Annotated in this window: 24 protein-coding genes and 1 pseudogene; 18 read left to right on the top strand and 7 right to left on the bottom strand. The window is 46.5% G+C overall.

The window, feature by feature from the left end; translation table 11 throughout:
- Window positions 1–96 precede the first annotated feature (96 nt).
- Both AMS66_RS00580 and AMS66_RS31465 read right to left on the bottom strand, forming a co-directional pair.
- Window positions 97–600: a hypothetical protein gene (locus tag AMS66_RS00580; RefSeq protein WP_053778987.1), complete on the bottom strand. Its 504-nt coding sequence runs from the start codon at window positions 598–600 to the stop codon at window positions 97–99.
- Window positions 601–1,000: 400 nt separating this feature from the next.
- Window positions 1,001–1,165 (bottom strand): DUF1328 domain-containing protein, encoded by a 165-nt coding sequence (locus AMS66_RS31465; RefSeq protein WP_017692264.1) that lies wholly within the window; start codon window positions 1,163–1,165, stop codon window positions 1,001–1,003.
- 219 nt (window positions 1,166–1,384) lie between these two features.
- Between AMS66_RS31465 and AMS66_RS00575 the strand changes: the two genes are divergently transcribed.
- The 11 genes from AMS66_RS00575 to AMS66_RS00525 all read left to right on the top strand — a co-directional run bounded on the left by AMS66_RS00575 (window position 1,385) and on the right by AMS66_RS00525 (window position 13,668).
- The gene (locus tag AMS66_RS00575; RefSeq protein ID WP_053778986.1) at window positions 1,385–1,897 is read left to right on the top strand and encodes a DUF948 domain-containing protein; all 513 of its coding nucleotides are present in this window, start codon (window positions 1,385–1,387) and stop codon (window positions 1,895–1,897) included.
- Window positions 1,898–1,963: 66 nt separating this feature from the next.
- Window positions 1,964–2,497 (top strand): hypothetical protein, encoded by a 534-nt coding sequence (locus AMS66_RS00570; RefSeq protein ID WP_144424375.1) that lies wholly within the window; start codon window positions 1,964–1,966, stop codon window positions 2,495–2,497.
- 93 nt (window positions 2,498–2,590) lie between these two features.
- Window positions 2,591–2,935 (top strand): general stress protein, encoded by a 345-nt coding sequence (locus AMS66_RS00565; protein WP_053778984.1) that lies wholly within the window; start codon window positions 2,591–2,593, stop codon window positions 2,933–2,935.
- Between the two features lie 389 nt (window positions 2,936–3,324).
- Window positions 3,325–4,494 (top strand): PP2C family protein-serine/threonine phosphatase, encoded by a 1,170-nt coding sequence (locus AMS66_RS00560; protein WP_144424374.1) that lies wholly within the window; start codon window positions 3,325–3,327, stop codon window positions 4,492–4,494.
- Window positions 4,491–8,210 carry a response regulator gene (locus tag AMS66_RS00555; RefSeq protein WP_053778983.1) on the top strand — a complete coding sequence of 1,240 codons (3,720 nt, stop codon included), beginning with the start codon at window positions 4,491–4,493 and terminating at the stop codon, window positions 8,208–8,210. The genes AMS66_RS00560 and AMS66_RS00555 overlap by 4 nt, the downstream gene beginning before the upstream one ends.
- Before the next feature lie 71 nt (window positions 8,211–8,281).
- Window positions 8,282–9,154 carry a CheR family methyltransferase gene (locus tag AMS66_RS00550; protein ID WP_053778982.1) on the top strand — a complete coding sequence of 291 codons (873 nt, stop codon included), beginning with the start codon at window positions 8,282–8,284 and terminating at the stop codon, window positions 9,152–9,154.
- A gap of 16 nt (window positions 9,155–9,170) precedes the next feature.
- Window positions 9,171–10,844 (top strand): response regulator, encoded by a 1,674-nt coding sequence (locus AMS66_RS00545; RefSeq protein WP_053778981.1) that lies wholly within the window; start codon window positions 9,171–9,173, stop codon window positions 10,842–10,844.
- An 86-nt stretch (window positions 10,845–10,930) separates the two neighbouring features.
- The gene (locus AMS66_RS00540; RefSeq protein ID WP_053778980.1) at window positions 10,931–11,269 is read left to right on the top strand and encodes an STAS domain-containing protein; all 339 of its coding nucleotides are present in this window, start codon (window positions 10,931–10,933) and stop codon (window positions 11,267–11,269) included.
- 18 nt (window positions 11,270–11,287) lie between these two features.
- Window positions 11,288–11,740, top strand: a complete 453-nt coding sequence (gene rsbW, locus AMS66_RS00535) for an anti-sigma B factor RsbW (protein ID WP_053778979.1) — start codon at window positions 11,288–11,290, stop codon at window positions 11,738–11,740.
- A complete protein-coding gene (locus tag AMS66_RS00530; RefSeq protein ID WP_024631358.1) occupies window positions 11,737–12,510 on the top strand; it encodes a sigma-70 family RNA polymerase sigma factor in 774 nt (257 codons plus the stop codon). The genes rsbW and AMS66_RS00530 overlap by 4 nt, the downstream gene beginning before the upstream one ends.
- 129 nt (window positions 12,511–12,639) lie before the next feature.
- A complete protein-coding gene (locus AMS66_RS00525) occupies window positions 12,640–13,668 on the top strand; it encodes a magnesium transporter CorA family protein (RefSeq protein WP_236703054.1) in 1,029 nt (342 codons plus the stop codon).
- A 24-nt stretch (window positions 13,669–13,692) separates the two neighbouring features.
- On the opposite strand, the gene AMS66_RS00520 is transcribed toward AMS66_RS00525, so the two are convergent.
- From AMS66_RS00520 to AMS66_RS00505, 4 genes are all read right to left on the bottom strand, one after another.
- Window positions 13,693–14,058 (bottom strand): DUF5665 domain-containing protein, encoded by a 366-nt coding sequence (locus AMS66_RS00520; RefSeq protein WP_024631356.1) that lies wholly within the window; start codon window positions 14,056–14,058, stop codon window positions 13,693–13,695.
- 83 nt (window positions 14,059–14,141) lie between these two features.
- A complete protein-coding gene (locus tag AMS66_RS00515; RefSeq protein WP_053778977.1) occupies window positions 14,142–14,549 on the bottom strand; it encodes a YtxH domain-containing protein in 408 nt (135 codons plus the stop codon).
- Between the two features lie 64 nt (window positions 14,550–14,613).
- Window positions 14,614–14,871: a GlsB/YeaQ/YmgE family stress response membrane protein gene (locus tag AMS66_RS00510; protein ID WP_053778976.1), complete on the bottom strand. Its 258-nt coding sequence runs from the start codon at window positions 14,869–14,871 to the stop codon at window positions 14,614–14,616.
- 134 nt (window positions 14,872–15,005) lie between these two features.
- Window positions 15,006–15,701, bottom strand: coding sequence for a phosphatase PAP2 family protein (locus AMS66_RS00505; protein WP_053778975.1), 696 nt, complete (start codon window positions 15,699–15,701; stop codon window positions 15,006–15,008).
- Between the two features lie 179 nt (window positions 15,702–15,880).
- Between AMS66_RS00505 and AMS66_RS00500 the strand changes: the two genes are divergently transcribed.
- Together AMS66_RS00500 and AMS66_RS00495 are read left to right on the top strand one after the other, a co-directional pair.
- Entirely contained in the window at window positions 15,881–16,900 is a 1,020-nt protein-coding gene (locus AMS66_RS00500; protein ID WP_053778974.1) for an asparaginase, read from the top strand.
- 143 nt (window positions 16,901–17,043) lie between these two features.
- Window positions 17,044–17,769 carry a pirin family protein gene (locus tag AMS66_RS00495; protein WP_053778973.1) on the top strand — a complete coding sequence of 242 codons (726 nt, stop codon included), beginning with the start codon at window positions 17,044–17,046 and terminating at the stop codon, window positions 17,767–17,769.
- A 121-nt stretch (window positions 17,770–17,890) separates the two neighbouring features.
- On the opposite strand, the gene AMS66_RS00490 is transcribed toward AMS66_RS00495, so the two are convergent.
- Window positions 17,891–18,115 (bottom strand): DUF1128 domain-containing protein, encoded by a 225-nt coding sequence (locus AMS66_RS00490; RefSeq protein WP_053778972.1) that lies wholly within the window; start codon window positions 18,113–18,115, stop codon window positions 17,891–17,893.
- A 160-nt stretch (window positions 18,116–18,275) separates the two neighbouring features.
- Here AMS66_RS00490 and yyaC point away from each other — a divergent pair, with 160 nt between their 5' ends.
- From yyaC to AMS66_RS32605, 5 genes and pseudogenes are all read left to right on the top strand, one after another.
- The gene (gene yyaC, locus AMS66_RS00485; protein WP_236703052.1) at window positions 18,276–18,818 is read left to right on the top strand and encodes a spore protease YyaC; all 543 of its coding nucleotides are present in this window, start codon (window positions 18,276–18,278) and stop codon (window positions 18,816–18,818) included.
- A gap of 76 nt (window positions 18,819–18,894) precedes the next feature.
- Window positions 18,895–19,686, top strand: coding sequence for an alpha/beta fold hydrolase (locus tag AMS66_RS00480; RefSeq protein ID WP_053778971.1), 792 nt, complete (start codon window positions 18,895–18,897; stop codon window positions 19,684–19,686).
- A gap of 239 nt (window positions 19,687–19,925) precedes the next feature.
- Window positions 19,926–20,615, top strand: coding sequence for a DUF6483 family protein (locus AMS66_RS00475; protein WP_053778970.1), 690 nt, complete (start codon window positions 19,926–19,928; stop codon window positions 20,613–20,615).
- Window positions 20,616–20,705: 90 nt separating this feature from the next.
- On the top strand, window positions 20,706–21,983 hold the full coding sequence (locus AMS66_RS00470; RefSeq protein ID WP_082350503.1) for a class I SAM-dependent methyltransferase: 1,278 nt from the start codon (window positions 20,706–20,708) through the stop codon (window positions 21,981–21,983).
- Window positions 21,984–22,166: 183 nt separating this feature from the next.
- Window positions 22,167–23,294 (top strand): annotated as a pseudogene (locus tag AMS66_RS32605) (hypothetical protein); the annotation flags it as partial.

Genomic DNA, 23,294 nt, shown 5'->3' with positions numbered 1-23,294 from the left:
AGACAAACCCGTAATAAGCGCATTGGAATTGAAAAAGAGGACAGCCGCTGCATGCGCGCTGTCCTCTTTACTTATCGTTAGAACGATTATACGATACTATTGAATAGCAACGTGGATCCAAGCTTTTCCTTTCCACGTATATACTTGTACCCACTGACCTCCGTCGAATCCATCTACAACTTCACCTGTTGTATCGATGATTTGGGAACCAAGTGCACCGATTGGCTTGCCATTAGGCGCGTCATAGAACCATGTGCGCTCCAAAAGGTTGAGCAGCATCGTTGGGACCAGAACCTCATCTCCTGCTTTCACAACCGGCTCATCAAACATTTTGCCGTCCGTTGTTGGAGTTGTTGTTTCAGTGGTCGTTGAAGTACCTTCTGTACCCGTTGTGTCTTCTGTTGTGCCAGTTACGGTCTCAGCTGTGCCTTCTACAGTGTCTACAGCAGGTTTGTTTACTTCAACAGCGGGCGTTGTTGTGGTTGCCTGTGTTCCTGTTTCTGGAGTTACCGTTCCGGTAACGGCTTCCTCCGCACCTGCGGCAGCAGCCATGGAACCCATCAAAGTCAGAGCAGCGGCAAAACTTACGATTTTTTTCATTTGTTTTTCCTCCTCGGTTAGGTATGTAGTTTGTTGTCCTGTGTTAAAAGTAACCAAGCAAGCTCCCTTGTGAATCACAAATTATAACAATATTTTCTTGGATTCTCCAGTGTCAACGGGAGCATATGTGGGTATAAGGGGGGCCTATGTTTATCATACTTCGGTGGGAGAAAATCGGGTTGGCTATGTCTTAATGGTCCTGTTTTTCATGATGTAATCGGGGAGAAGCGATGGAATAGACGAGAAGGGAGCGTAATACATAATAGAGATAAGTCGTAATGTACATGGGGGCAATTGTTGCAAAAAAAGATGCTATGAACGCACAAAAGCCTACCGGCTTTTGCAAGCGCGATAGGCTTTTGTATGTCTCGATTGCTGTTCATAATGGAAGAAGCCCCATTCATCGCATTCGGCTACGTCCCGTAATCAGGGAGATGACGAACAGTACAACAAAGATGAAGAAGAGTACTTTGGCAATGGAAGCAGCTGCCTCAACAATACCGAAGAATCCGAAAATACCTGCAACAAGAGCAATAATTAGAAATAGTACCGACCATTTCAACATGGGTATCATCCTTTCGTTTATAGAACTTGGTAGCGAGAAGTGTTCGTCTCACTGCCGTGTGTAGTTGTTCTTTAACCGAGGCCTTTCGGGTTGAAACATTGCGATATTTTACCAGGTGGAGCTGTTTTTACTGTTCATATCCTATTTGTTTCGCCTCTGAATTGGTCGGGTAACTAAGCAATAACAAAACCGATTTATACTGGAAAGTGAGGTTCTTTTATGATCTATCAAATTAGTGTGGCATTAATTGCAATTGCATTTGCAGTACTCGTATTCTTTTTAATTCGTACCTTGAAGTCTGCTCAGGGTTCACTGGACAATGTGTCACAGACACTGCAGGAAGTTCAAAAGACCATTGATGAGCTAAGTTATGAAGTAAAACAGACAGTAAGGCATGCCAATGATATTACCGTTGATGTGCAGCACAAAATGAAACAAATTGATCCCGTTATGGAATCTGTACAAAATCTGGGGGAAGTGCTGAACGAAGTGACGGAAGCAGCAAAGCAGGTATCATCCACACTGATGGCCAAGTTTCAGACAAAACGCAGCAGCACGGAGCAGAGTAAACATTCAGAAGTGGCGAATGTAGTACAGACTCCGCCTGCTACACCGACAGATCGAACATTGCAATCCTATGAAGCTACATATCATGATGATGCCAAAGGCGGGAAAAGCTGGCTGAAATATGTGGATGTAGCCGCTAATGTATGGCAACGTATGCGGAAATAGCATGACCGTTTTGTAATCAATAGAAGTCTTCAGAGCGGTGATGAACCTGAAGAAAGGGTGAGAATCATGATGAAACTACTGCTTGTTATGTTTAGCGTAATTTCTCCCTTTTCCGTTCAACCGGCAGCGGTACCCGCTGCTCATGATATGCAATGGACGGTAGCGAAAGAGGAAACACCAGAGATGGTTCTGGCTGCTGATCGATCCGGACCTGTCCAGCATTTCCGGACTCTGAATGACATTTCTCTGGATGACAGCATCGATGATATTTTAGCCAATAAAGGTCAACCGGCTCATAAGGAACATGACCCCTATCTGGGTTGTCCGGAGTATGAATTCAAAGATGTAACGGTGGGGCTCTGCGAAGATACAGGAGTGGTCAATTATGTGCATATTGATTCATCCGAGAAACGTCTGAAGCTGAATCAGGAATGGATTGATATGAACATTGAGGCCATTCGAGATGCTTTGGGCAAGCCGTATTATGTAGCAGAGGATGGAGAAGTATACCTTCGTGGAAATCAGGCGCTAAAAGTTTATATGAAGGCAGGCTCCAATCATATTGAAGGAATAGACCTCTTTGATGAATCGGTTTCCTAGGATTGGTTAATTCAGAAGCGTTTCAACCCATTATTACATGGTTATATACTAAGTAGCTCGATAAAGAAGATCAATCAGAGGAGAGTGGAAACGATGAATTCAACCAATGCGCAAGCTTATGCAAAAGTGGTAGAAAACGGAGTCCAAGCGGTAGAAGCGGTGAAAGAATTGCAGATTACCGGATACCTTGCTGATCATATCTTCGTTCTAGCCCATGAAAAGGATCGTACAGATCGGATTGCCGATACGGCAGATGCCAAAGAGATTGGCATCAAGGAAGAAGGCGTATTTGATTCCTTTGCGAATCTGTTCCGCTCCCGTGGTGATGAACTCCGGGCCAAAATTGTTTCGATGGGCTTCACCGAAGCTGAGGCAGATTTTTATGAGAGTGAACTCGATAAAGGCAAAGTGCTTGTGATTGCCAAAAAGAAAGAATAGCTTAGCCGATACACACGTAAGCTGGAGCCTTCTGAAAATGGACAAGCTTCAGAATTGAGTATTTTGCTTGAATCAAAGGAGCTTTACAGTTGAGGATGCAAAATGCTTAACCAAAAACATAGATAAGGAATGGGGATATCCCCATTCCTTATCTATGTTTTTGCAAGTTTGGAAGCGGGATCAGAACGCAGCAAAAACAGGGTGACAAGCGAGGGAATTCTCCTGCGATGGTGCCATTTACTGATAGAAGTTTTTTGATAATACGATTATAGTTAGACTAGGAATTATTATGTCTACCGCTGTCTTGAACGCGAAATTTGTATAATTAAGGTTGTTAGCAGACCTGATAAGAATCGACAAACCCGGACGCCACAGATAAGGAGATAGAAATGAGAATACTTATTGTTGACGACAATCCGACGAATGTCATTATCATTCGAGAAATTCTGAAAAAAGAAAACTATCGTGACATTGTAACGGCAAGTTCTGCCATGGAGATGTTTGAAGTTCTAGGGATTGGGGAGGAAAAGAATGAACTTCGTCCCAGACCGTCGGATATTGACTTGATTTTGCTAGATATGATGATGCCGGAAATGGATGGAATCGAAGCATGCAGTATTGTGCAGAAATTTGAAAATCTCAAAGATATACCTATTATTATGGTAACCGCGATCGGAGATTCCAAGAAATTGGCCGAGGCGTTGGATGCAGGGGCATCTGATTACGTGACCAAACCAATCAATAAAGTGGAACTGATGGCGAGAATCCGTCTTGCGCTTCGTCTGAAGCAAGAAAAGGACTGGCATAAAGAGCGTGATCAGCGGATTCAGGATGAGCTGAAACTTGCGGCGATGGTACAGAATGCCGTGTTAAGCCCTGCTATTGAAGATCCGTTGTTTCACGTTAATGCCATGTACAAACCTTCGTTTGAACTCGCGGGTGATCTGTATTCGTGGTACCCGCTTGGTGAAGGCAGATATGGGGTCCTGCTGCTGGATATGATGGGGCATGGGATATCTTCATCACTATTTACCATGTTTATTGCTTCCGTGCTGAAAGACACCGTTACAACGTATGTAGACCCGGAGAAGGTTATTCAGGAGCTGAATCGTCGCTTTAATCAGCTGCATCTGGAAAAACAGTTGGTGCAGTACTATTTTACAGCGATATATCTGGTAGTTGATACACGAATGAAGCGTATTGATTATGTTAATGCAGGTCATCCGCCAGCACTCTTTTTCCGTCACGACGGAAGTGTGACAACGTTTGACAGCGTCTGCTGTCCTGTAGGTCTGTTCGACAAGATGGACATTGAACCACAGACGATTCACTATGAAGGCGACGGGCACATTGCGCTTTATACGGATGGTTTAACCGAAGCTGTTCAGGGAGATCAGGAAATGCAGCAGGCATTTCTGAAGGAACAACTGGCGGGCTCCCACCAGTGGGATGAAGCGGCCATGCAGGCATTGTTTTTTGATGATGAAATTCCGCAAGAGCGGGATGATGATAAATGTTTGGTGTGGATTACCTTAAATAAAGGGGTCGAAGCTGAATGAAAATCAGAAATAAACTGCTGATTGGCTTTACCGCTCTGATGGCCATATTGATCGTGCTTACGTTTGTGAGCTACGAACGGCTGAACAGCAGCAATAAACAGGTTGACCAAATGTATCAGGAGCGATATTTAAAGGTTAGATACACCTCGTCCGTACGTGGAGAGGTTAATGATATCGCGAAAGTGCTGGCTAACTTGTTGCTTAACCCGAATAACTCAACCGGCACTGCAGAAAATGAGCTTAAGGAAATGCAGGAACGGGGAGAAAGTTACCTTAAGGAAGTTCGTGAACGGGCTGACAGTGCGTCGGAGCATCAATTGGTTGACCGTGTGAATGTGGCTTGGAATTCTTATAATTCTTATGCCGCCAGACAGCTCAGCTTGATGTCTCAAGGACGTGCGGAAGATGGAAACAGCTACAGGAATTCAACAGGTCTTGCTGTGCAAAAGGAAGCTGTAGACAGTCTAAATGCACTCTCCCGTTTTCAGGATCAGGAGATTGATAGCGAAATTAAGGCTGCTAACGCAGCATATACACGGGCAGTTCAGATTACAGTAGGCATCATGATTGCGGGGCTACTACTTGCTCTCGGGGTTATTATGTGGGTACTGCCTAGTATTACGCGTGGTCTGAATACGGTGTCGATGATGATTACCAGTTTTGGTAAAGGTCGATATCGAACCATTCGTCGTATACAGGTGAAGTCCACCGACGAGATTGGACAGATTGCCAGTGTGTTCAAGGATGTCTCCAATGATTTGGAGGAGAAACTGGAAGTCGAGAAAGCTTATTTACAAGCACAGCAAGATCAGAACTGGATGAGTTCCAACATAGCCAGAGTTCCGGAATTGCTGCGAGGTATTGGCTCGATTCGCCAGATCTCACAGATGTTTATCAGTGAATTTACGCCTGTACTTGGAGCTCAACTGGGCGTCGTATATCTGATCGATGAAGAGAAACATCCGGACGAACTGAGACGTTATGGTGCTTATGCGTTTGAAGAGAATGAAGATGTTGGCAAAGAGGTCTACCGTATCGGAGAGGGATTAATTGGACAAGCCGCATTGGATATGACTCCAATAATCCTGGGGAAAACTCCGGAGGATTATGTGAATATTGGATCAGCAACGGGATCATCGCGTGCATCTGGTGTGATGATCTATCCTGTCGTATTTGAGGATGAATTAATTGGTGTTGTTGAACTGGCTTCGTTTGAAGGGTTCACAAATCTGCATACACAGCTGTTCTCGCAGCTGATTATGAATCTTGGTGTCATTCTCAACAACGTTCGTCGCCGTTTGCGGGTGGAAGAACTGCTGCGTGAATCCCAGGCGCTTACGGAGGAATTACAGGTTCAATCTGAAGAACTTCAGACCCAGCAAGAAGAATTGCGTCGTTCCAATGAAAATCTGGAAGAGCAGACGGGGGCCCTTAAACGTTCGGAAGAGCTCCTTCAGCGTCAACAGGAAGAATTGGAGCACTTCAATACCGAACTGATTGCCAAAACACGAGCTTTGGAAGAGCAAGTCCGTGAAGTGGAAGAGAAGAACGACGAGATTGAGAAAACGAAAACACAGTTGGAACAGCAAGCCATGCAATTGTCGATGACGAGCAAGTACAAATCGGAATTTTTGGCAAATATGTCGCATGAACTGCGTACACCACTTAACAGTCTTTTGATTCTGTCCCAACTGTTATCTGAGAACAAGGATAGAAATCTGAGTGTTAAACAGCAGGAATATGCCCAAACGATCTATATGTCCGGTGCTGATCTGCTGAAAATGATTGATGAAATTTTGGATCTGTCCAAGGTGGATGCGGGCAAAATGGATATCAACTATGAGACGGTTCGCATGGAAGAACTGACCAGCTTTGTTCAACAGAATTTTGGCCCAATGGCGAATAAAAAAGAACTTAGTTTGAACATTGAGTTCGACAGCAATTTGCCGGAATGGGTATATACCGACAGCCATCGCGTCAAGCAGATTTTGCGAAATCTGTTGTCGAACGCGTTCAAGTTTACCAACCGGGGATCTGTAAGCCTGATTGGACGAAAGATGAAAATTGAAGAGCTTCCTGGGTACCTAAATACGAATCAGGAATATGTAGGCTTTACCGTGAAGGATACCGGGATCGGAATTCCTTCGGACAAAACGGATCTAATCTTTGAAGCATTCCAGCAGGTGGATGGCACAACCAGCCGCAAATATGGTGGAACGGGCTTAGGGTTGTCTATAAGTCGCGAACTTGCCCGCCTGCTTGGTGGCGCCATTCAGGTAGAATCCTCCGAAGGTGTGGGCAGCTGCTTTACTCTGTTCCTGCCGGATAATCACGATGAAGAAATTCAGGTGGACGAAGCTATGACAGAAGCTGCTGCTTCTTCTGAGATCGAAAAGTCTGCAAGAGACACGTGGACCATGCGTTCGGGTAGACAGACGATCCTCACACCGGATCCGGATAGCAATTCGTTCATGGAGATGCCTCAATCCGACTCACCTGTACTTGCACAGCTGGAAGATGATCAGATGAATCTGATGGAGGGCGACAAAATTCTCCTCATCATTGAGGATGATGTGAATTTTGCGCATATTTTGATGGATATGGCGAGAGGCAGAGGATTTAAGGCTATTGTGGCGCTTCAGGGAGACAAAGGACTCGAAATGGCCCGTCAATATTTGCCGGATGCGATTATCCTTGATATTCAGTTGCCTGTCATGGATGGCTGGGCAATTCTGGGCGAACTGAAAGGCAGCTCAGCGACACGTCATATCCCGGTACATGTTATTTCGGTAATAGATGATATGAAACAAGGTTTGATGATGGGAGCCATTGCATATCTGAAGAAACCTTCCAGTAAAGATTCGCTGGATAAAGCTTTCTCGCATATCGAATCCTATACAGAGAATCAATTGAAACGTCTGTTGATTGTGGAAGATGATGAAATACAGCGGAAAGCAATTATTGAACTGATTGGCCACGATGATGTTGCAATCACAGCAGTTTCCACCGGCAGTGAGGCCTTGAATGAATTGCACAGTCAACGCTATGACTGCATGGTACTGGATTTGATGCTGACAGATATGACCGGATTCGAATTGCTTGACCAGATTCGGGACGATCAATATTTGAATGATCTGCCGATCATTATTTATACAGGCAAAGAGCTGGACAGTAAAGAAGAGATGAAGCTTCGCAAATATGCGGAGTCCATTATCATCAAGGACGTGAAGTCACCTGAACGTCTGCTCGATGAGACGACCTTGTTCCTGCACCGAGTAGAAGCCAACCTGCCGGAAGATAAGCGTCGAATTCTGCAGAAACTGCATAACAAGGAAACTTTATTTGAAGGTAAGAAAATATTGCTTGTGGATGACGACATCCGTAATGTATTTGCACTCTCAAGCGTGCTCGAAGGTTATCGGATGGATGTGACATTTGCAGAGAACGGCCGTGAAGCACTGGAGATTCTGGATAAGGACCCGGAAATTGATCTGGTCTTAATGGACATGATGATGCCGGAAATGGATGGTTATGAGGCCATGACGCGGATCAGACAAATACCGAAGTTCGAAAAGTTGCCAATTATCGCCTTAACCGCAAAAGCGATGAAAGATGATCGTGGCAAGTGTATTGAGGCTGGAGCATCCGATTATGTGAAAAAACCGATCCAAACAGATCAATTATTATCCTTAATGCGGGTATGGTTGTATTCGTAACCCGATAGTTTGGGTAATGAAAGACAATACATCTACAACGCAAGTAACAAATGAAGAAGTGGAGAGAAAATATGACACCGTGGGAACCTACCGAGGCGGAGGCAGAATCGATCCGCATGCCGCAAGACGAAGAGCGTGAACTGATCGAGATCGAGTTGCTGTTGGAAGGTATGCACCGTTTATATGGATATGATTTTAGAAACTATGCGTTGCCTTCATTAAAACGCAGAATCTGGCACTATGCACATGCCGAAGGCGTTAAGACCATTTCCGGTTTACAAGAGCGAGTGCTGCATGACCGTTCTGCGTTTGATCGTTTTGTACAGAACTTGTCCATTCCCGTGACGGAAATGTTTCGTGATCCTACGCTTTTCCGAATGTTTCGCGAACAGATTATTCCGATATTAAGAACATATCCGTACATCCGAATATGGCATGCAGGCTGTTCTACAGGGGAAGAAGTCTATTCCATGGCGATTATGCTGCACGAGGAAGGACTGTACGACAAGGCAAGAATATATGCGACAGATATGAATGATCGCTCATTGCAGCAGGCCAAGGAAGGCGTATATGGCATTGATAAAATGAAACTATATACTACCAATTACCTTGAAGCCGGGGGCACCCGTGCATTCTCGGAGTATTACACAGCGAAATATAATTCCGTTATATTCCATCCTTATCTACGGAAAAACATTATTTTTGCCGAGCATAATCTGGCAACAGACCGTTCATTTAACGAGTTTAATGTGATTTTTTGCCGCAATGTCATGATTTATTTCAATGATGAACTGCGGAACCATGTACACGGACTTTTTCATGAAAGTTTGAGCCACTTTGGCATCCTTGTTCTGGGTTCTAAAGAATCGATACATTTTACGGAATTCAGCGATGCCTACGAGCCATTAGACCGGAATGAAAAAATATACCGGAAGATTAAATAGGGGGTTAGGCTTAGTCATGGGGCTCAATGAACCAATCCACATATTATTGGTAGATGACCGCCCCGAGAACCTGCTCGCTCTCGAAGCGGTTCTGGAATCGGAACAGTACAAGCTCGTCAAGGCAACCTCAGGAGAAGAGGCACTTCGTTGTTTGCTGAAAGACGAATTTGCGGTCATTGTGCTTGATGTGCAGATGCCTGGTATGGACGGTATTGAGACAGCAAAATTAATCAAGGCGCGTGACAAGTCCAAGGACGTGCCGATCATTTTCATCTCTGCAAATAGCAGAGAGGCCGAGCACTTATTTGCAGGTTATTCCGCCGGAGCCATTGATTACATGGTCAAACCGTTTATCCCTCAGATTTTGAAGTCCAAAATCGAGGGTTTTGTGGAAATGTTTATCACGAATAAACGTTTGAAAACACAGACCATGCTTCTGCACCAGAAGACGCAGGAATTGGAGAAGATGAATCAGCAGCTCATTCAGGCCAAAGAGGAAGCGGAAATCGCTGCGAACGCCAAGACCGAGTTCCTTGCCATGATGAGTCACGAGATTCGCACGCCAATGAATGGCGTCATTGGTATGGTTGATCTGTTGATGGAAACGGATCTGAAGGAAGATCAGAAGGAATACGCGGATATTGTACGTCGCAGTGCGGATGCACTTGTTACGGTGATTAATGATATTCTTGATTTCACCAAGATGGAATCCGGAAAAATGGAGCTGGAAGAGCATCCATTCGAACTTGTTTCCTGTATTCGTGAAGTACTGAGACTATTCGCGGCAGAAGCCGGCAAAAAGAATATTGAGCTGGAATATTTCCTTGAAGATTCGGTTCCTGAATTGATCTATGGAGATATGGCAAGGCTACGTCAGGTTTTGCTGAATCTCATTGCCAATGCGATCAAGTTTACGGACCATGGCGGCGTGTATCTGATCGTATCCGTTAATGAGGAAAAAGACGGGCGAATGACGCTGGAGTTTGCGGTAAAAGATACAGGAATAGGTATAGCTCTAGACAAAGTCGACCGCCTTTTCCAGCCGTTTTCCCAACTGGATACGTCCATGACGCGCAAGTATGGTGGAACCGGTCTGGGACTGGCTATATGTAAAACGCTCGTTGAAATGATGGGTGGACAGATATATTTGGATACGTCGGAACTGCGTGGTGCTACGTTTGTATTCACCATTCAGGCGCAGCGGTATATCGAGACTGAGCTTAAGACAGGTATTGGGGAAGATCAGCTTACGGATATGAAAAATTATGAAATGCATCCAAGCGTATTAATCGTCGATGATCACCCTATTAATCAGAAACTAATGTCCATCATGCTGAGCAAGCTTGGACTCATCGCAGATATCGCCGAAGATGGTAAGAAGGCATTGGATATGGTTTTGGGGAACCGCAATTATGATTATATATTTATGGATTTACAAATGCCCGTGATGGATGGGTTGGAGTGTACTCGCAGAATTCGTGAGAGTCTCCCTCAAGACCAGCAGCCGGTTATTGTAGCGATGACCGCCAATGTCATGGATGGTATTCAGCAGAGATGTTCCACTGTAGGTATGGACGATTACATCAGTAAACCTGTGAAAATGGGCAATGTGAAACAGAAGTTGTCCCGATTTCAAGAAGAAAGGCAAGTGTTCAAATCCGACGCATCGGCGATAAATCAGGCCAATTGAAATATTTGCTAATTCGATTCCTGTTTCATATGTGCTGAAGATGGGTTATTAGGTAAAGAAACCATTGATCAGGAGAGAGATGTCTAATGAATACAAATAAAAATGAAAAATTCAATGCAAGAACAGAAACACATGACGGCGTGTGCACGGTGTATCTGACTGGCGAACTGGATTTGTCGGTTGCTCCTGAATTCCGTTTGGTGATGGAGCCGCTCGTGGACAACAAGGAACAAGATTTGATCATTAACATGCAAGACTTGAAGTACATCGATAGTACAGGGATTGGTATCCTGTTATCTGTTCTGAAAGCACGGCATGGAATGGAAGCTCGCTTTGAAGTACAGGAAGTTCCTGCGCAAATTCAGAAACTTTTTGATATGACGGGTATTGCCAAATTCTTTGTCTCACAGAAGAATTCCCAATAGGAAAGGATCGAAAAAGGAATGAATGCAGAAGTTCAAAGAGTCACCCTTAATTTACCGGCGACAGCTGATTACGTTGATATTGTAAGACTCAATCTATATGGTGTTGCGTCCAAAATGGGATTTTCTTATGAGGACATTGAGGATATGAAGGTTGCTGTATCCGAGGCCTGTAATAACTCTGTACTGTATGCTTACTCACACGAAGGCGGCATGGTTGAGGTTGTGTTCGAAGTGGATAGTGACACGTTGGCCATTACCGTCAAAGATGAAGGTGCCAGCTTTGAGAACATTAACCCGGCGGTATCCCGTGCAGGCCTTCACGACACAGAGCTGACTGATGCCCAAATCGGTGGACTTGGATTTTACCTGATGCAAGCTCTGATGGACGATGTCAGTGTGGAAAGTGAGACGGGCAAAGGTACGAAAGTAGTACTCGTAAAACGTCTTGCAAGAAGTGAGGAGAAAGTATGAATGAAAAAGTGACTCCCCCAGAGTCCATGTCTGAAGCAATAGGTTTGATCTGGGAATACCAGCAGACCCAGGATAACGAAATTGCAACAGTTCTTATCCGCAAATATGAACCGATGGTGAAGATGGCAGCAGGTAAAATTGCGCGGAATCGACCCGATCTGTATGAAGATTTGTATCAGACCGGGCAGATGGCCCTAATTCGTTTGCTTAAGCAATACGATATCAATCTGGGTATTCCGTTTGAACCTTATGCCATGAAGAGCATGATCGGTCATATGAAAAATTATTTAAGGGACAAGTCCTGGTATATTCAGGTGCCTCGCAGGATTAAGGAAAAGGGAGCACTTGTCCAGCATGCCATTGATGAATTGACAGTGAAGCTGGAGCGTTCACCAGGTGTGAACGAGATTGCAGAATACCTGGATTTAACCCCTGAGGAAACCATCGAAGTCTTGGCTGGTCGGGAATGTTACCACTATGTGTCACTGGATTCTCCGCTATCACAGGATGAGAGTGCAGCCACATTGGGCGAACTGATCAGTTCTGATGTGAATGACTTCGATTCGGTTGAGAAGCGGATGGACTTGCAGCAGGCATTGGGACAGTTGAAGGAACAGGAACAAAAGGTGCTTATTTTGGCATTTCAGGATGGTCAGTCGCAGCGGGCAATTGCTCAGAAACTGGGAGTCTCCCAAATGAGTGTATCCCGCATCCAGAAGCGAGCCACTGAGAAATTAAAGCAGATTATGTCGAATGCTTCATTGTTATGAGATGCAGATTGGTGATGATATTAAGCACGGCATAGAGAAGGACACGTGATTCCAATGGAATGCATACGTGTCCTTTTTTGGGGATCAGTGATTTCCTAATGAACAGTATGAATGCAGGAGTGGATGTTTGTGATTGTGGACAAAGTCAAGCTGGAAGCGCGTCGGGACAAGGTCACCTACTCAGACCATTGGGAATGGTGGGATTGGGTGGCACCGGATCAGGAGAGTATGGCTGGCGCCTTGGAGGAACTAACGAGCACATTTCCAGAAATGCAGTACTGGCTTCGCAAAATACCGGAGGTAGAGTCCAACTACCTGTCCGTCCGCTTCATGAACGGTACGGAACCCGTGATATTCGGGTCATTATTATATGCAGTTAAGAATGAAAGAAACGATCAACGTAAAGATAATCAGATGTTTTTCTATGTGGATCAAGAAAGACTGGTTACCTTGAACATAGATGACAATACCAGAGGTATTATGAATACAGGTGAGCGTGCAGCGATGTTACAACAATGCAGTGAAGCACGAGACGGCATGTTTGTGCTCTTTCGGGCCATATTGCATTATTACCATGTGGGTATGGATCATTTTGAGATGAATCTGAGGGATTTGGAACGGACGATGGAATCCCGCAATGCACGCACGCTGATGGATCAGATCCTTGCGGCCAGATTTGAACTGTTGTATTGGAGTAACCTGTTTATTCCGTATTCTGAGTTGATGGCCGCCGCCAGAGAAGCCTACCTGGATGAATTGAAAGAGAATCGTTTTTTCCAGCAGCTTCATCACCGGATCGAACGTATGGAGCGTTTGTTTAAACACTATGAGAAAGAGATTGATACGCTTATTTCTATTGATAATGCCATTTCAGGGGTTCGTGGCAATGAGATCATGAAGACGCTGACACTCGTTACCTCGGTATTCACGCCCGCAACCGCTGCTGGAGCCATATGGGGAATGAACTTCGAGAATCTGCCTTGGATCGACAAAACCTGGGGTGTTGTACTAGTCCTTGCACTTATCATCATTAGCATGGTCGGCATGTATGTATGGATGATGATGAAAGGCTGGACAGGGGATCTGCTCAAAGTAAAGTCCTCCCAGCCGTCAGTCAAAGAAACAGAGAAGCGTGGCATTGGTAAACGAAGGCAATGACTTTGGAAGCATCACAGGCTTCCTTTATTTTTTATAATCTTCGATGTATCCCAGCAAGTCAGCAATATATTGTCCCACAATCGGCATATTCACGAATTGACTGAGAATAAAGGCGAGCAGACCAAGAACAACGAAGGTCCCTACGGTCAAACCCAAACCACGTGCCATACCCGCTGTAAAATTGGTAATGATGCGTTTTTTGGGACTACTGTAGTTTTCGATAATATCCTTGATTTGAGATTTCTCCAGACTGTCAGCAATTTGATCCAGCCTTGTGTTCAGGCGCTTTACCTCATGACGCAATTCAAAAGGATGTTCGCTGGTATCATACTGTTGTGCGGGTTTTCCTCCGGTAATGGGCGTATTTCCGTTCATTGTGACTTTACTCATGTTCTTCCTCCTTTAATCTCGCGGTGTGGATAAAAAATAGCCAGCTGGAATACAGCTGGCTATTGGTCACTCAATCACAAGCCTTACAGGCTGGTCGAGTTTATTTCTTTACGTGCATCTTCCTTGGCTTCTACAGAAGCAGCAGCCACTTCTTCTGATGCTTTGGTCGCTTCATTCGCCACATCAGCGGAAGCTTTTCTCACGGAATCCATGACGTCATTGCGTCCTTGATTTACCGTTTTTGCAATATCAGAAGTTTTGGAAGAGACCGTTTTAGCCAGTTCGGAAGCTTTATCACCCACAACCGCTGCAACTTCTTTCGTGCGATCCGTAACGATCCCCACTTTCTCGGAAAGGTCACCACGCAATTCGCGTCCTGGTTTAGGGGCAAAGAGCAGCGCTGCTGCAGCACCCAGCAAACCTCCGATGAAAATGCCTTTGGCGAAAGTGGAACCGCTTTGTACAGGATATTGTTCTTCTGCTTTATTCATGTCAAATCACTCCTTCTTCAAATTTAAAAAACAGATACGAAACAACGAACACCTTGTAAACCGATCAGGCAGCCTGTCTGAACAGTCTGGACACAAGCCCCAGCAAGAAGACAAAGAGCGCTGTTCCAATGATGGCAGGAATTACGGCGAAGTTACCGATGACCGGCCCCCAGTTACCAAGCAAAAGTGCTCCTAGCCAGGCTCCGACAAATCCGGCAATCATTGCACCGATGATTCCTCCAGGCATGTTATGACCGGCAAGTGCATCACCGATTACACCAATAATGACTGCCATCACAATGCTGATGATAATACCCCACATAACAACCGCCTCCTTTATGCTTGATGTAGGATGTTGTCTGTTCGCGTTTGCTTACTTCGTATATAAACGCCGTGCTTCCAGGTGAAACAATCAACGTGGGGAGAAATGGTATGGAAATTGTAGGATAATACAATTCAGACGGAACGTTTAATCCCTTTAATCATGCAGAAGATCCAAGCCAGTCCGGCAGCAAATCCGGTGAAAACATCGGTTGGAAAATGTACACCCAGCATGATACGACTGAGGCCGACCAGGACTATAAACGCAATTCCGCAAAGGACAGGCAGAGCGATTCCAGACAACCGTTGATGACGTTCAATCGCCCAGATGACAAAGATCATTCCATAAAACCCCATCGAGATCATCGCATGACCGCTTGGATAACTATATCCATGAACGACCAGCAGATGTTCCAGTTCAGGTCTGCTGCGCCTGAAAATTTCCTTCAATAAGGTGTTGAGAATCCACATCATGGCAAAACTGCTGAGTAACGCATATCCATATATGAGGAAACGGGGACGACGCTGCAGCAAGAAAGGAATTGAAAAACCGATAGCTGCTATGGCAGAAAGATTGAAAGAACCGAGCGCAGTAATGAATGAAATGAAGGGCAACAGATAAATACGTGAATCCGAGTTCAGATAGAACAGCTGCTGGATACGCTCATCCATTGAAAGGATAGCATCGGTACCAAGCAACGCTCCCAGAGCCGCCAGTAAGAAGACGACTGAAACGCTGGCTATAATTCCAACACCAGCCCAGTTGAGCAGTGGACGTACTGAAGTTTTGCGAATTAAGCCGGATGAGGATGAATGCGTTTTGCGCTGCATAAATGAGTATCTCCTTCAGTGATGGTAGTAGGTAGATAAAGATTGATAAAGGATTACCCGAAATGTCTGTCGAAAAAACTGTAAAAACGTCGCTTTTGTACTATACTATTTAAGATATCCCATGCGGCGTCGTGACGCAAAGCAGAGATGAATTCGGGAGTATAAAGGAGAGAACTCGCATGGAGAGTGCCCTGTTAATTAAAGAATACCGTGCGGGCGTTATGGAATGCGCCCATTACGGACACATAAGCATTACGGATGAGAACGGCAAGGTTGTATATTCAGCTGGCGATCCTCATTTTAGAGCGTTTACCCGTTCATCTGCCAAACCTTTTCAGGCCATTCCGGGAATTCGGGCCGGTATTGCCGGGCATTATAACCTGACAGCTCAGGAGATTGCGATCATGTCTTCCTCGCACCGATCGGAACCGATGCATATTCAGGTGCTGGAGCAGTTGGAAAGCAAGATAGGATTGGGAGAAGAACGCCTCATATGTGCACCAAGTTATCCCCTAAATGAAGAAAGCCGGAATCAATGGCTGCGTGCTCAAGGAGAGAAGCGTCGTATCCTCCACAACTGTTCCGGTAAACATCTGGGCATTCTCGCGTACACTCAGATGAAACAGGCTGATTTGGGTAGTTATGCAGAACCAGAACATCCGGTACAGCGTGAAATTCTGGAGACCATGGCTTATATGGCAGGTATTGAAGAGAAAGAGATTAAACTTGGGACGGATGGCTGCGGCTTTCCGGTATTTTCGTTGCCGTTGTCGGCATTGTCGAACGCATATCTGAAGCTGGCTTGCCCGGATCTGATCGAAGATCTATCTACACGCTCCGCGGTAGAAACCATTACTGGAGCCATGAACGAATATCCGCTAATGGTTGGAGGAACGCAGCGTGTGGATTCCGTGCTGCTTGAAGACAGTAACATAGTAGCCAAGGGCGGTTTCAAGGGTGTGTTTGGTTTTGCCCTGAAAAAGGAACGTCTTGGAATTACGTTCAAAGTGCTTGACGGTTCGGAAGAAGAATGGGCCTTTATTGCCCAATCTATTCTGGAACAGATTGGGTATAGCAATAGGAAAACTATCGAACGACTGGCAGAAGTATATCCACCTGATATTCGGAACGACGCGGGTAAAGTCGTGGGGCGGGCAGACAGCGAATTCAAGCTTCACTCACCTGAAGAAAGCGTATAACCATAAGCAAGGGGCGTGATTAGAATTCTCGGACCACGGGTAAAGATGACATACCAACTGGTATTGATCTATAGAATTCTAAATATACACGCATGAACTGTTACGAAAGTGTGGCAGTTCTAAACCCTTGGAGGTGGATGAACATGATTAAAGTAGTGACATCGGAAGAAAGGCACACGTCGGATCGAGGTTGGATACACAGTGAATTCAGCTTTTCCTTTGCGGACTATGATGATCCAAGCAATGCCCATTTTGGTTGTCTTTTGGCTCATAATGACAACACACTGATGCCGCAGGAAGGCTTTAAGCGACATCCACATCATGACTTGGAGATTGTTAGTTATGTGATTTCAGGTACGTTGAAACATACGGACAGCATGGGAACAGAGCAACTGTTGGAACCGGGAACGGTTCAGGTCATGAGTGCGGGTACCGGTGTCGAGCATTCGGAGACTAACCCCTCCGAGGATGAAGCTGTACGCTTTTTACAAATGTGGTTTTTGCCATCCCAGCGCATGCTGAAGCCATCGTATACCAATCGTCGTGTGGAGGCTCAGGAGCATTTGAATCGTCTTTGTCCGATTGTATCGGGACAAGGGGGAGAAGGAGCTGAGGGAGCATTGCCTATTTCACAGGATGTAACTTGCTATCTATCCCATCTGGAATCCGGTAAAAAATTAATGTACCCTCAACATGAAGATAGGCGTACACATCTTTTCCTGATTAGTGGTCATATTGAGATTGTATGTTCAGATGGCAACTTCAATCTCAAGCCGGGTGACGCTGCACGAATCCGTAAAAGCTGTGATCTGCAAATTACAGGTACAGGCAGCGAGACTGCTGAATTTGTATTGGTGGATTTGCCTTAACGAAAAAACAACCGAAAGAGGACCTGTTTCCACTCTGATGTGGAAGACAGGTCCTCTTTGTACGGGTTGCTTTGGATACCTTCATAAAAGAGCCGCTCAAATGTCCAAGAACAATGTCGCCCTAAGATTTGCGGAGGTTACCCAGTTCGGAAGCGACAGCTTCCACTTCAGAAATACTGAGATGTTCCTTGCCCAGAACCATCTCATACAGGTCAAACAGATCTTCATACTTGTCGAGTGGAAAAGCCGAAGCCTGCATTGCAGCTCCACTGGCCATCCGCAGCTTCGTTTTGATCGCTTCAATCATATATTCCATGTTGGCTGGGCTTGCTTGCGTTAAATCCATTGTTATGTCCATCCCTTCCGTATCGGAAACTGTTGTCATTGTATCATGATTGGACAGGCCCAGGCCAATGCTTTTGCGGCGTAACGAAGCATCGGGTAAAATGAGGAATACAACAATAGAGCCTCAGGTAGGGAGTACATGTGTAAAGGAGGTAAATAGATTGGCAACATATAAGCGGGAATTGGTTAGGCATCAAAGTAGGGAAGCCCGCAAAAATGTGCACGGAGAAGACTTGGTATTATTTTTCAAGCACATCTATAAGCTTCATTCACTGGATGCAATCACCTTTGTCTGTATCGGGACGGACCGTTCCACCGGAGATGCACTGGGCCCACTGACAGGCAGTCTACTGCAGGAGTATGGAGTGAATCACGTTGTAGGGACTCTGGCTTCTCCTTGTGATGCTGATACGCTGGAGAAGAGGTTGGCGCTTGTCCCGTCACATCATGTCATCATCGCCATAGATGCTTGTCTGGGTCCAAAACAGGCAACAGGTACATACTATCTTGCGGAACATCCACTTATTCCGGCAAAATCGGTTGGCGGAAAGCTGCCGCCAGTTGGTCATTACAGCGTGGCTGCTGTAGTGAATGCCAATGGACCGAGACCTTATTCCATTCTACAGATGACCTCGCTTCATTTTGTTATGGGCATGTCCCGAACGATTGCTGAGGCGGTCGCCGAAGCAGTGAAATACAGATAAACGTTTCATTAATGATATGCAGGCTTAATAATATACAACTTGAATTAATTTAATTCGCGCAGAGAGAGGGATTTATATGGAAAAAGTGATGTGTGACGGAACGACGATTTGTTATGCCGAACAGGGTAAGGGAGAAGCACTCATTTTGCTCCACGGATACTGCGGCAGTTCATCCTACTGGGATGAAGTAGTGCCTGAGCTTGCACGCAGCTATCGCTGCATCGTACCCGATCTGCGTGGACACGGCAAAACGGACGCACCTGTAGGTAGTTATACCATTGATCAGATGGGCAATGACGTATTGCAATTAATGGACGAGCTAAAGGTGGACAAGGCTTTCCTGCTCGGTCACTCCATGGGCGGATATATCGCACTTTCTATCGCACAGCGCCACCCAGAACGATTGAATGCCTTCGGCTTGATTCATTCCACAGCGTATCCGGATAGTGAAGAAGGCAAAGAAAAACGCCTTCGTGCAGTATCCACCATTCAGACGGAAGGCATTGTTCACTTTGTAGATGGGCTGGTTCCCGGTTTGTTTGCACAAGAACATGTAGAATCGCTATCGACGCAAGTGACTCGTGTGAAGGAAATTGGTTACCAGACTGCACCACAAGGGGCAACTGGAGCTGCACTGGCTATGCGGGAACGACCGGACCGTCGTGATGTATTGTCAGCTACACCGCTTCCCGTCCTGCTGGTTGCCGGAGAGAAGGATGCCGTCATTCCGCCGGAACGTACATTCACAAGTGACAAGCCACATATTACACAAGCCGTGATTCCTGGAGCAGGACATATGAGCATGTATGAAGCTCCGGAAGAATTAATTCAGGTCATTAAACAATTTTTGACGGGATTATCGAAGTAATAATGGAACATGAATAGAGTATCAGATGATTTCGCCTCCTTGGCGGAGCGTCGGTACCTTGCTAAACCCCTGCAACGTTCGCTCAAGAACGGCAGGGGTTTTATTTGTTCAGGGCCAGAGCATAGGACGAGCCATAGACCATGTTTTGGCTTTTTGTCATGGCATGAATTAAAATGATGAGAATGGATCACTCAAGTGAAACTGGATGTACACGATCGAACGATGAGGGGGCACATAGCATGTTCAGGAAAGATTATCTGCTCCGCATGATGGAGGAAATGACAGAAGCGATCGGCAAAGTATTTACACTCAAACAACAGCGAAAACACACGGAGGCTCTGTCTGAGTTGGACGAGCTCCTACGTAGGCAGTTTGGTTTGAATTTATCTCTGCTGAACTCACTGCCGGCCGAAGATGTCATTGAAATGTTCCGTTTTCGCGGCGTTATTGAAGTGGACAATCTGCAACAAGCCGCCAGGCTGATCGAAGAAGAGGCGTACATTTATAATGAAAAGGCCAAAGTAGAGGGCATAGATGACCAGGAAAAAATAGAGTCAGAGAATGAAGCACTTATTCGTCTGATGAGATCACTTCATTTTTACCTGTACGCACTGAATAATGGGGCTAATCCGAAGCTGCTGGATGCACCAGATCGTGTGGAGGGAATATTGAAGCAGACGAAACAATACGAACTTCCGGCACGAACGGAAAAGCAGCTTGCCCTGTATCGTGAACAGCAGGGGCGTTATGATCAGGCTGAGAATAGCTGGTACAGACTGCTGCAGGTAGACGACAGCCATCCTATTCAGTATCGGGGTGAGGTACAGGCTTTCTATGAAAGGTTAAGACAACTGGAAGATGAGCAGTTGCAACAAGGTGGCTTGCCTCGTGAGGAAGTGGAAGAGGGGCTTGCCGAGCTGAACCGTTAAACCGATGAATAGGACGTTAACTTGGAGAGGGAACGGAATTGTGTTATGGTAACGGTTGACCAAACCAAACCGAAAGTGAGATGTACCCCCGTGGATTCATTGCGAAAGCTTATACAAGACATCTTTGAACAGAATTCGCTGATTACAGCGACCTGGAGCCAGCTGCGCAGACGGGACAATGTCTCGTATACGAAAGTGCAAGTCAAGCCGGTAACGCTCAAGAATCAGCTTCATTATCAATTCGCATTTCATTATACCAACAAAGTGCTGCACGAGAATTTGACTCCGGATGAAGCGGCAGAGCGCATGACTTTGCTATGCGAAGAGACGTTTCGTCAAGGTCTGCTCTGTACTACAGACGCAGACTATCAAATTTTGATCAGCAAAAAATATAAAGTGTCCATCTTGACCAAGTCGCCTTCCAAGACGGCGGTGGACCTCTCGCATAATCGCAAAAAGCAATATGTGCTGGAAGATGGAGTTCCCGTTTCGTTCCTGGTCGAGCTGGGGATTATGAGCGAGGAAGGCCGCGTTTTGGCTCGCAAGTACGACAAGTTTAGACAGATCAACCGTTTCCTCGAAATGGTACAGGATGTCATCCCGCATCTGCCGGAGGGCCGTCCACTTACCATTGTTGATTTCGGGTGTGGGAAGTCTTATCTGACCTTTGCTTTATATCACTATTTGTCTGTACAGCAGCGCAGATCGCTCAAGATTATTGGTTTGGACTTAAAAGCCAATGTTATTGAACACTGCAATGATCTGGCAAACAAATTGCATTACGGTGATCTGAAGTTCCTTGTTGGAGACATCGCTGACTATGACGAGCTGAATGAAGTGGATATGGTCGTGACTCTGCACGCCTGCGATACAGCTACCGATGCAGCTTTGGAGAAGGCCGTTCGTTGGGGGGCTTCCGTCATTCTATCTGTACCGTGCTGTCAGCACGAGCTGTTTGACCAGATTGAATCCAACGTGATGAATCCGTTGTTGTCACACGGTATTCTGAAGGAACGTTTCTCCGCACTAGCAACGGATGCCATCCGGGCGAAGCTGCTGGATCTGATGGGATACAAAACGCAGCTGCTGGAATTTATCGATATGGAGCATACGCCAAAAAATATATTAATCCGTGCAGTACGAGGCCAGGCTGGGCAGACTGCTGACATGTGGAACGAATATACCGCATTCCGTGATTTCATTCACGCAGATCCTTATTTGGAGCGAGCTTGTGCGGACTTGCTTCCAGGTGGGGGCAAGCTGAAAGAAGCTGTGCCGAACGATGGGGCAGATGCGAGCCAAGAGAATTCAAATGGGGAATCTATCCAAGATGTCACCCCAGATCCTAGCAACTGTGATCACTGTTGAATAGTTGATGCAGATCGTCTGCCATCGTCCTTGACGGGACATACTGGTAAGAGGGTCCCGTGAAAACAACATAAGGTGCCAGAGGCATGTAATCAGGCAGAAGACCCTAACGGGAGCTTCTGTCTTTTTTGTTTTTAGTTGGAATTTTGATGAATACGATGATGTGAGAAAGGAGGTGGACGTATGGAGGAAGCAAAATCGGATAAAAAGGTTAAGTGGGGTAAGTCAGATGATTGGTACAGCATGGACAAGGTGGAACAGTTGGACCGAGCAAATCAGGGGATGACGTTTTCCCGATTATCAGAGCCAGCATTAACGGTAGTGCTTGGTGTAATCTTAGTCGTTTTACTGTTAGCAGGCTGTCTACGTAGGGGATTGTTTTATTTTACGGACGTATACCCCATAGTGCTGATGGCATCAGGCAGTGCACTTATTTGGTTTATCCTATTCATGATGTGCTTCAATGCACCGAAGACGAGTGGGCACCTAGGGATTGCTCAGTGGTTGGATTACCTCAAACGATTGTATGTGGTTATTATGCAGTACGCTCATCTCCGATGGATGCTTTGGCCCTTGGCTCTGGCAGTTTGGTTTGGCCTGCATGCATGGACGGGCTCTGTCAGCGTACAGGGAAGCTTGGATGAGATGCTGCGCTGGAGCTTGCTGGCTATATTTGCGTTGCTAACAGCGATGCTGGCTTCGCGCGCGAACGGAGCGCGATGGTTTGTCTGCGGCTGGCAAATGGCAGGCGGCCTGCTTGTGCTAAGCGGAGTGCTTGCCGCGTGCGGTGTGCTGCCGCTGCCTTATGGGGTCATGCGAACCGCTGACCCCGAGATCAGCTCCGCCGGAGCCCGGCTCGGCGGATTGTTGCAGTACCCCAATGCGTACGGCGCCGTTGCCGGCATGTACGCATTGGAGCGGCTGGCTGCCGCCGCACGCGCCATGGCCCGGCCACTGTCGGCCGGGCGGCTCATCGCGGCAGTGCTGCCGCTCATGCCCGCGCAAGCCGCGCTCCTGCTGAGCGAGTCGCGCGGCGCCTGGCTGGCGACCGGCTGCGCCGCGGTCGCCGCCTTCGCTTTGCAGCGGCGCGGTGCCCGCCTGCCGCTGCTGCTGGCCATGGCCGCGCCCCTGGCGTGCGCGGCCTGGCTCTACCGCCAGCTGGCTGCTGCCCAGCTGGCGCCTGCACCCGTGCCCGGCCTGTTGGCACTGGCCGGGGCATGGGCAGCTGCGCTGCTCGGCACGCTGCTGCTGTGCCGTTTGTGGCACAGCGACGCTCGTGCACGCGCCGCTGCCCTGACGGCCACAGTGCTG

Source organism: Paenibacillus xylanivorans, assembly GCF_001280595.1.
In the GTDB taxonomy this organism is placed as follows: Bacteria; Bacillota; Bacilli; order Paenibacillales; family Paenibacillaceae; genus Paenibacillus; species Paenibacillus xylanivorans.
The sequence above is the reverse complement of the archived record's forward strand: the minus strand, read 5'-3'. Positions and strand labels throughout refer to the sequence as shown.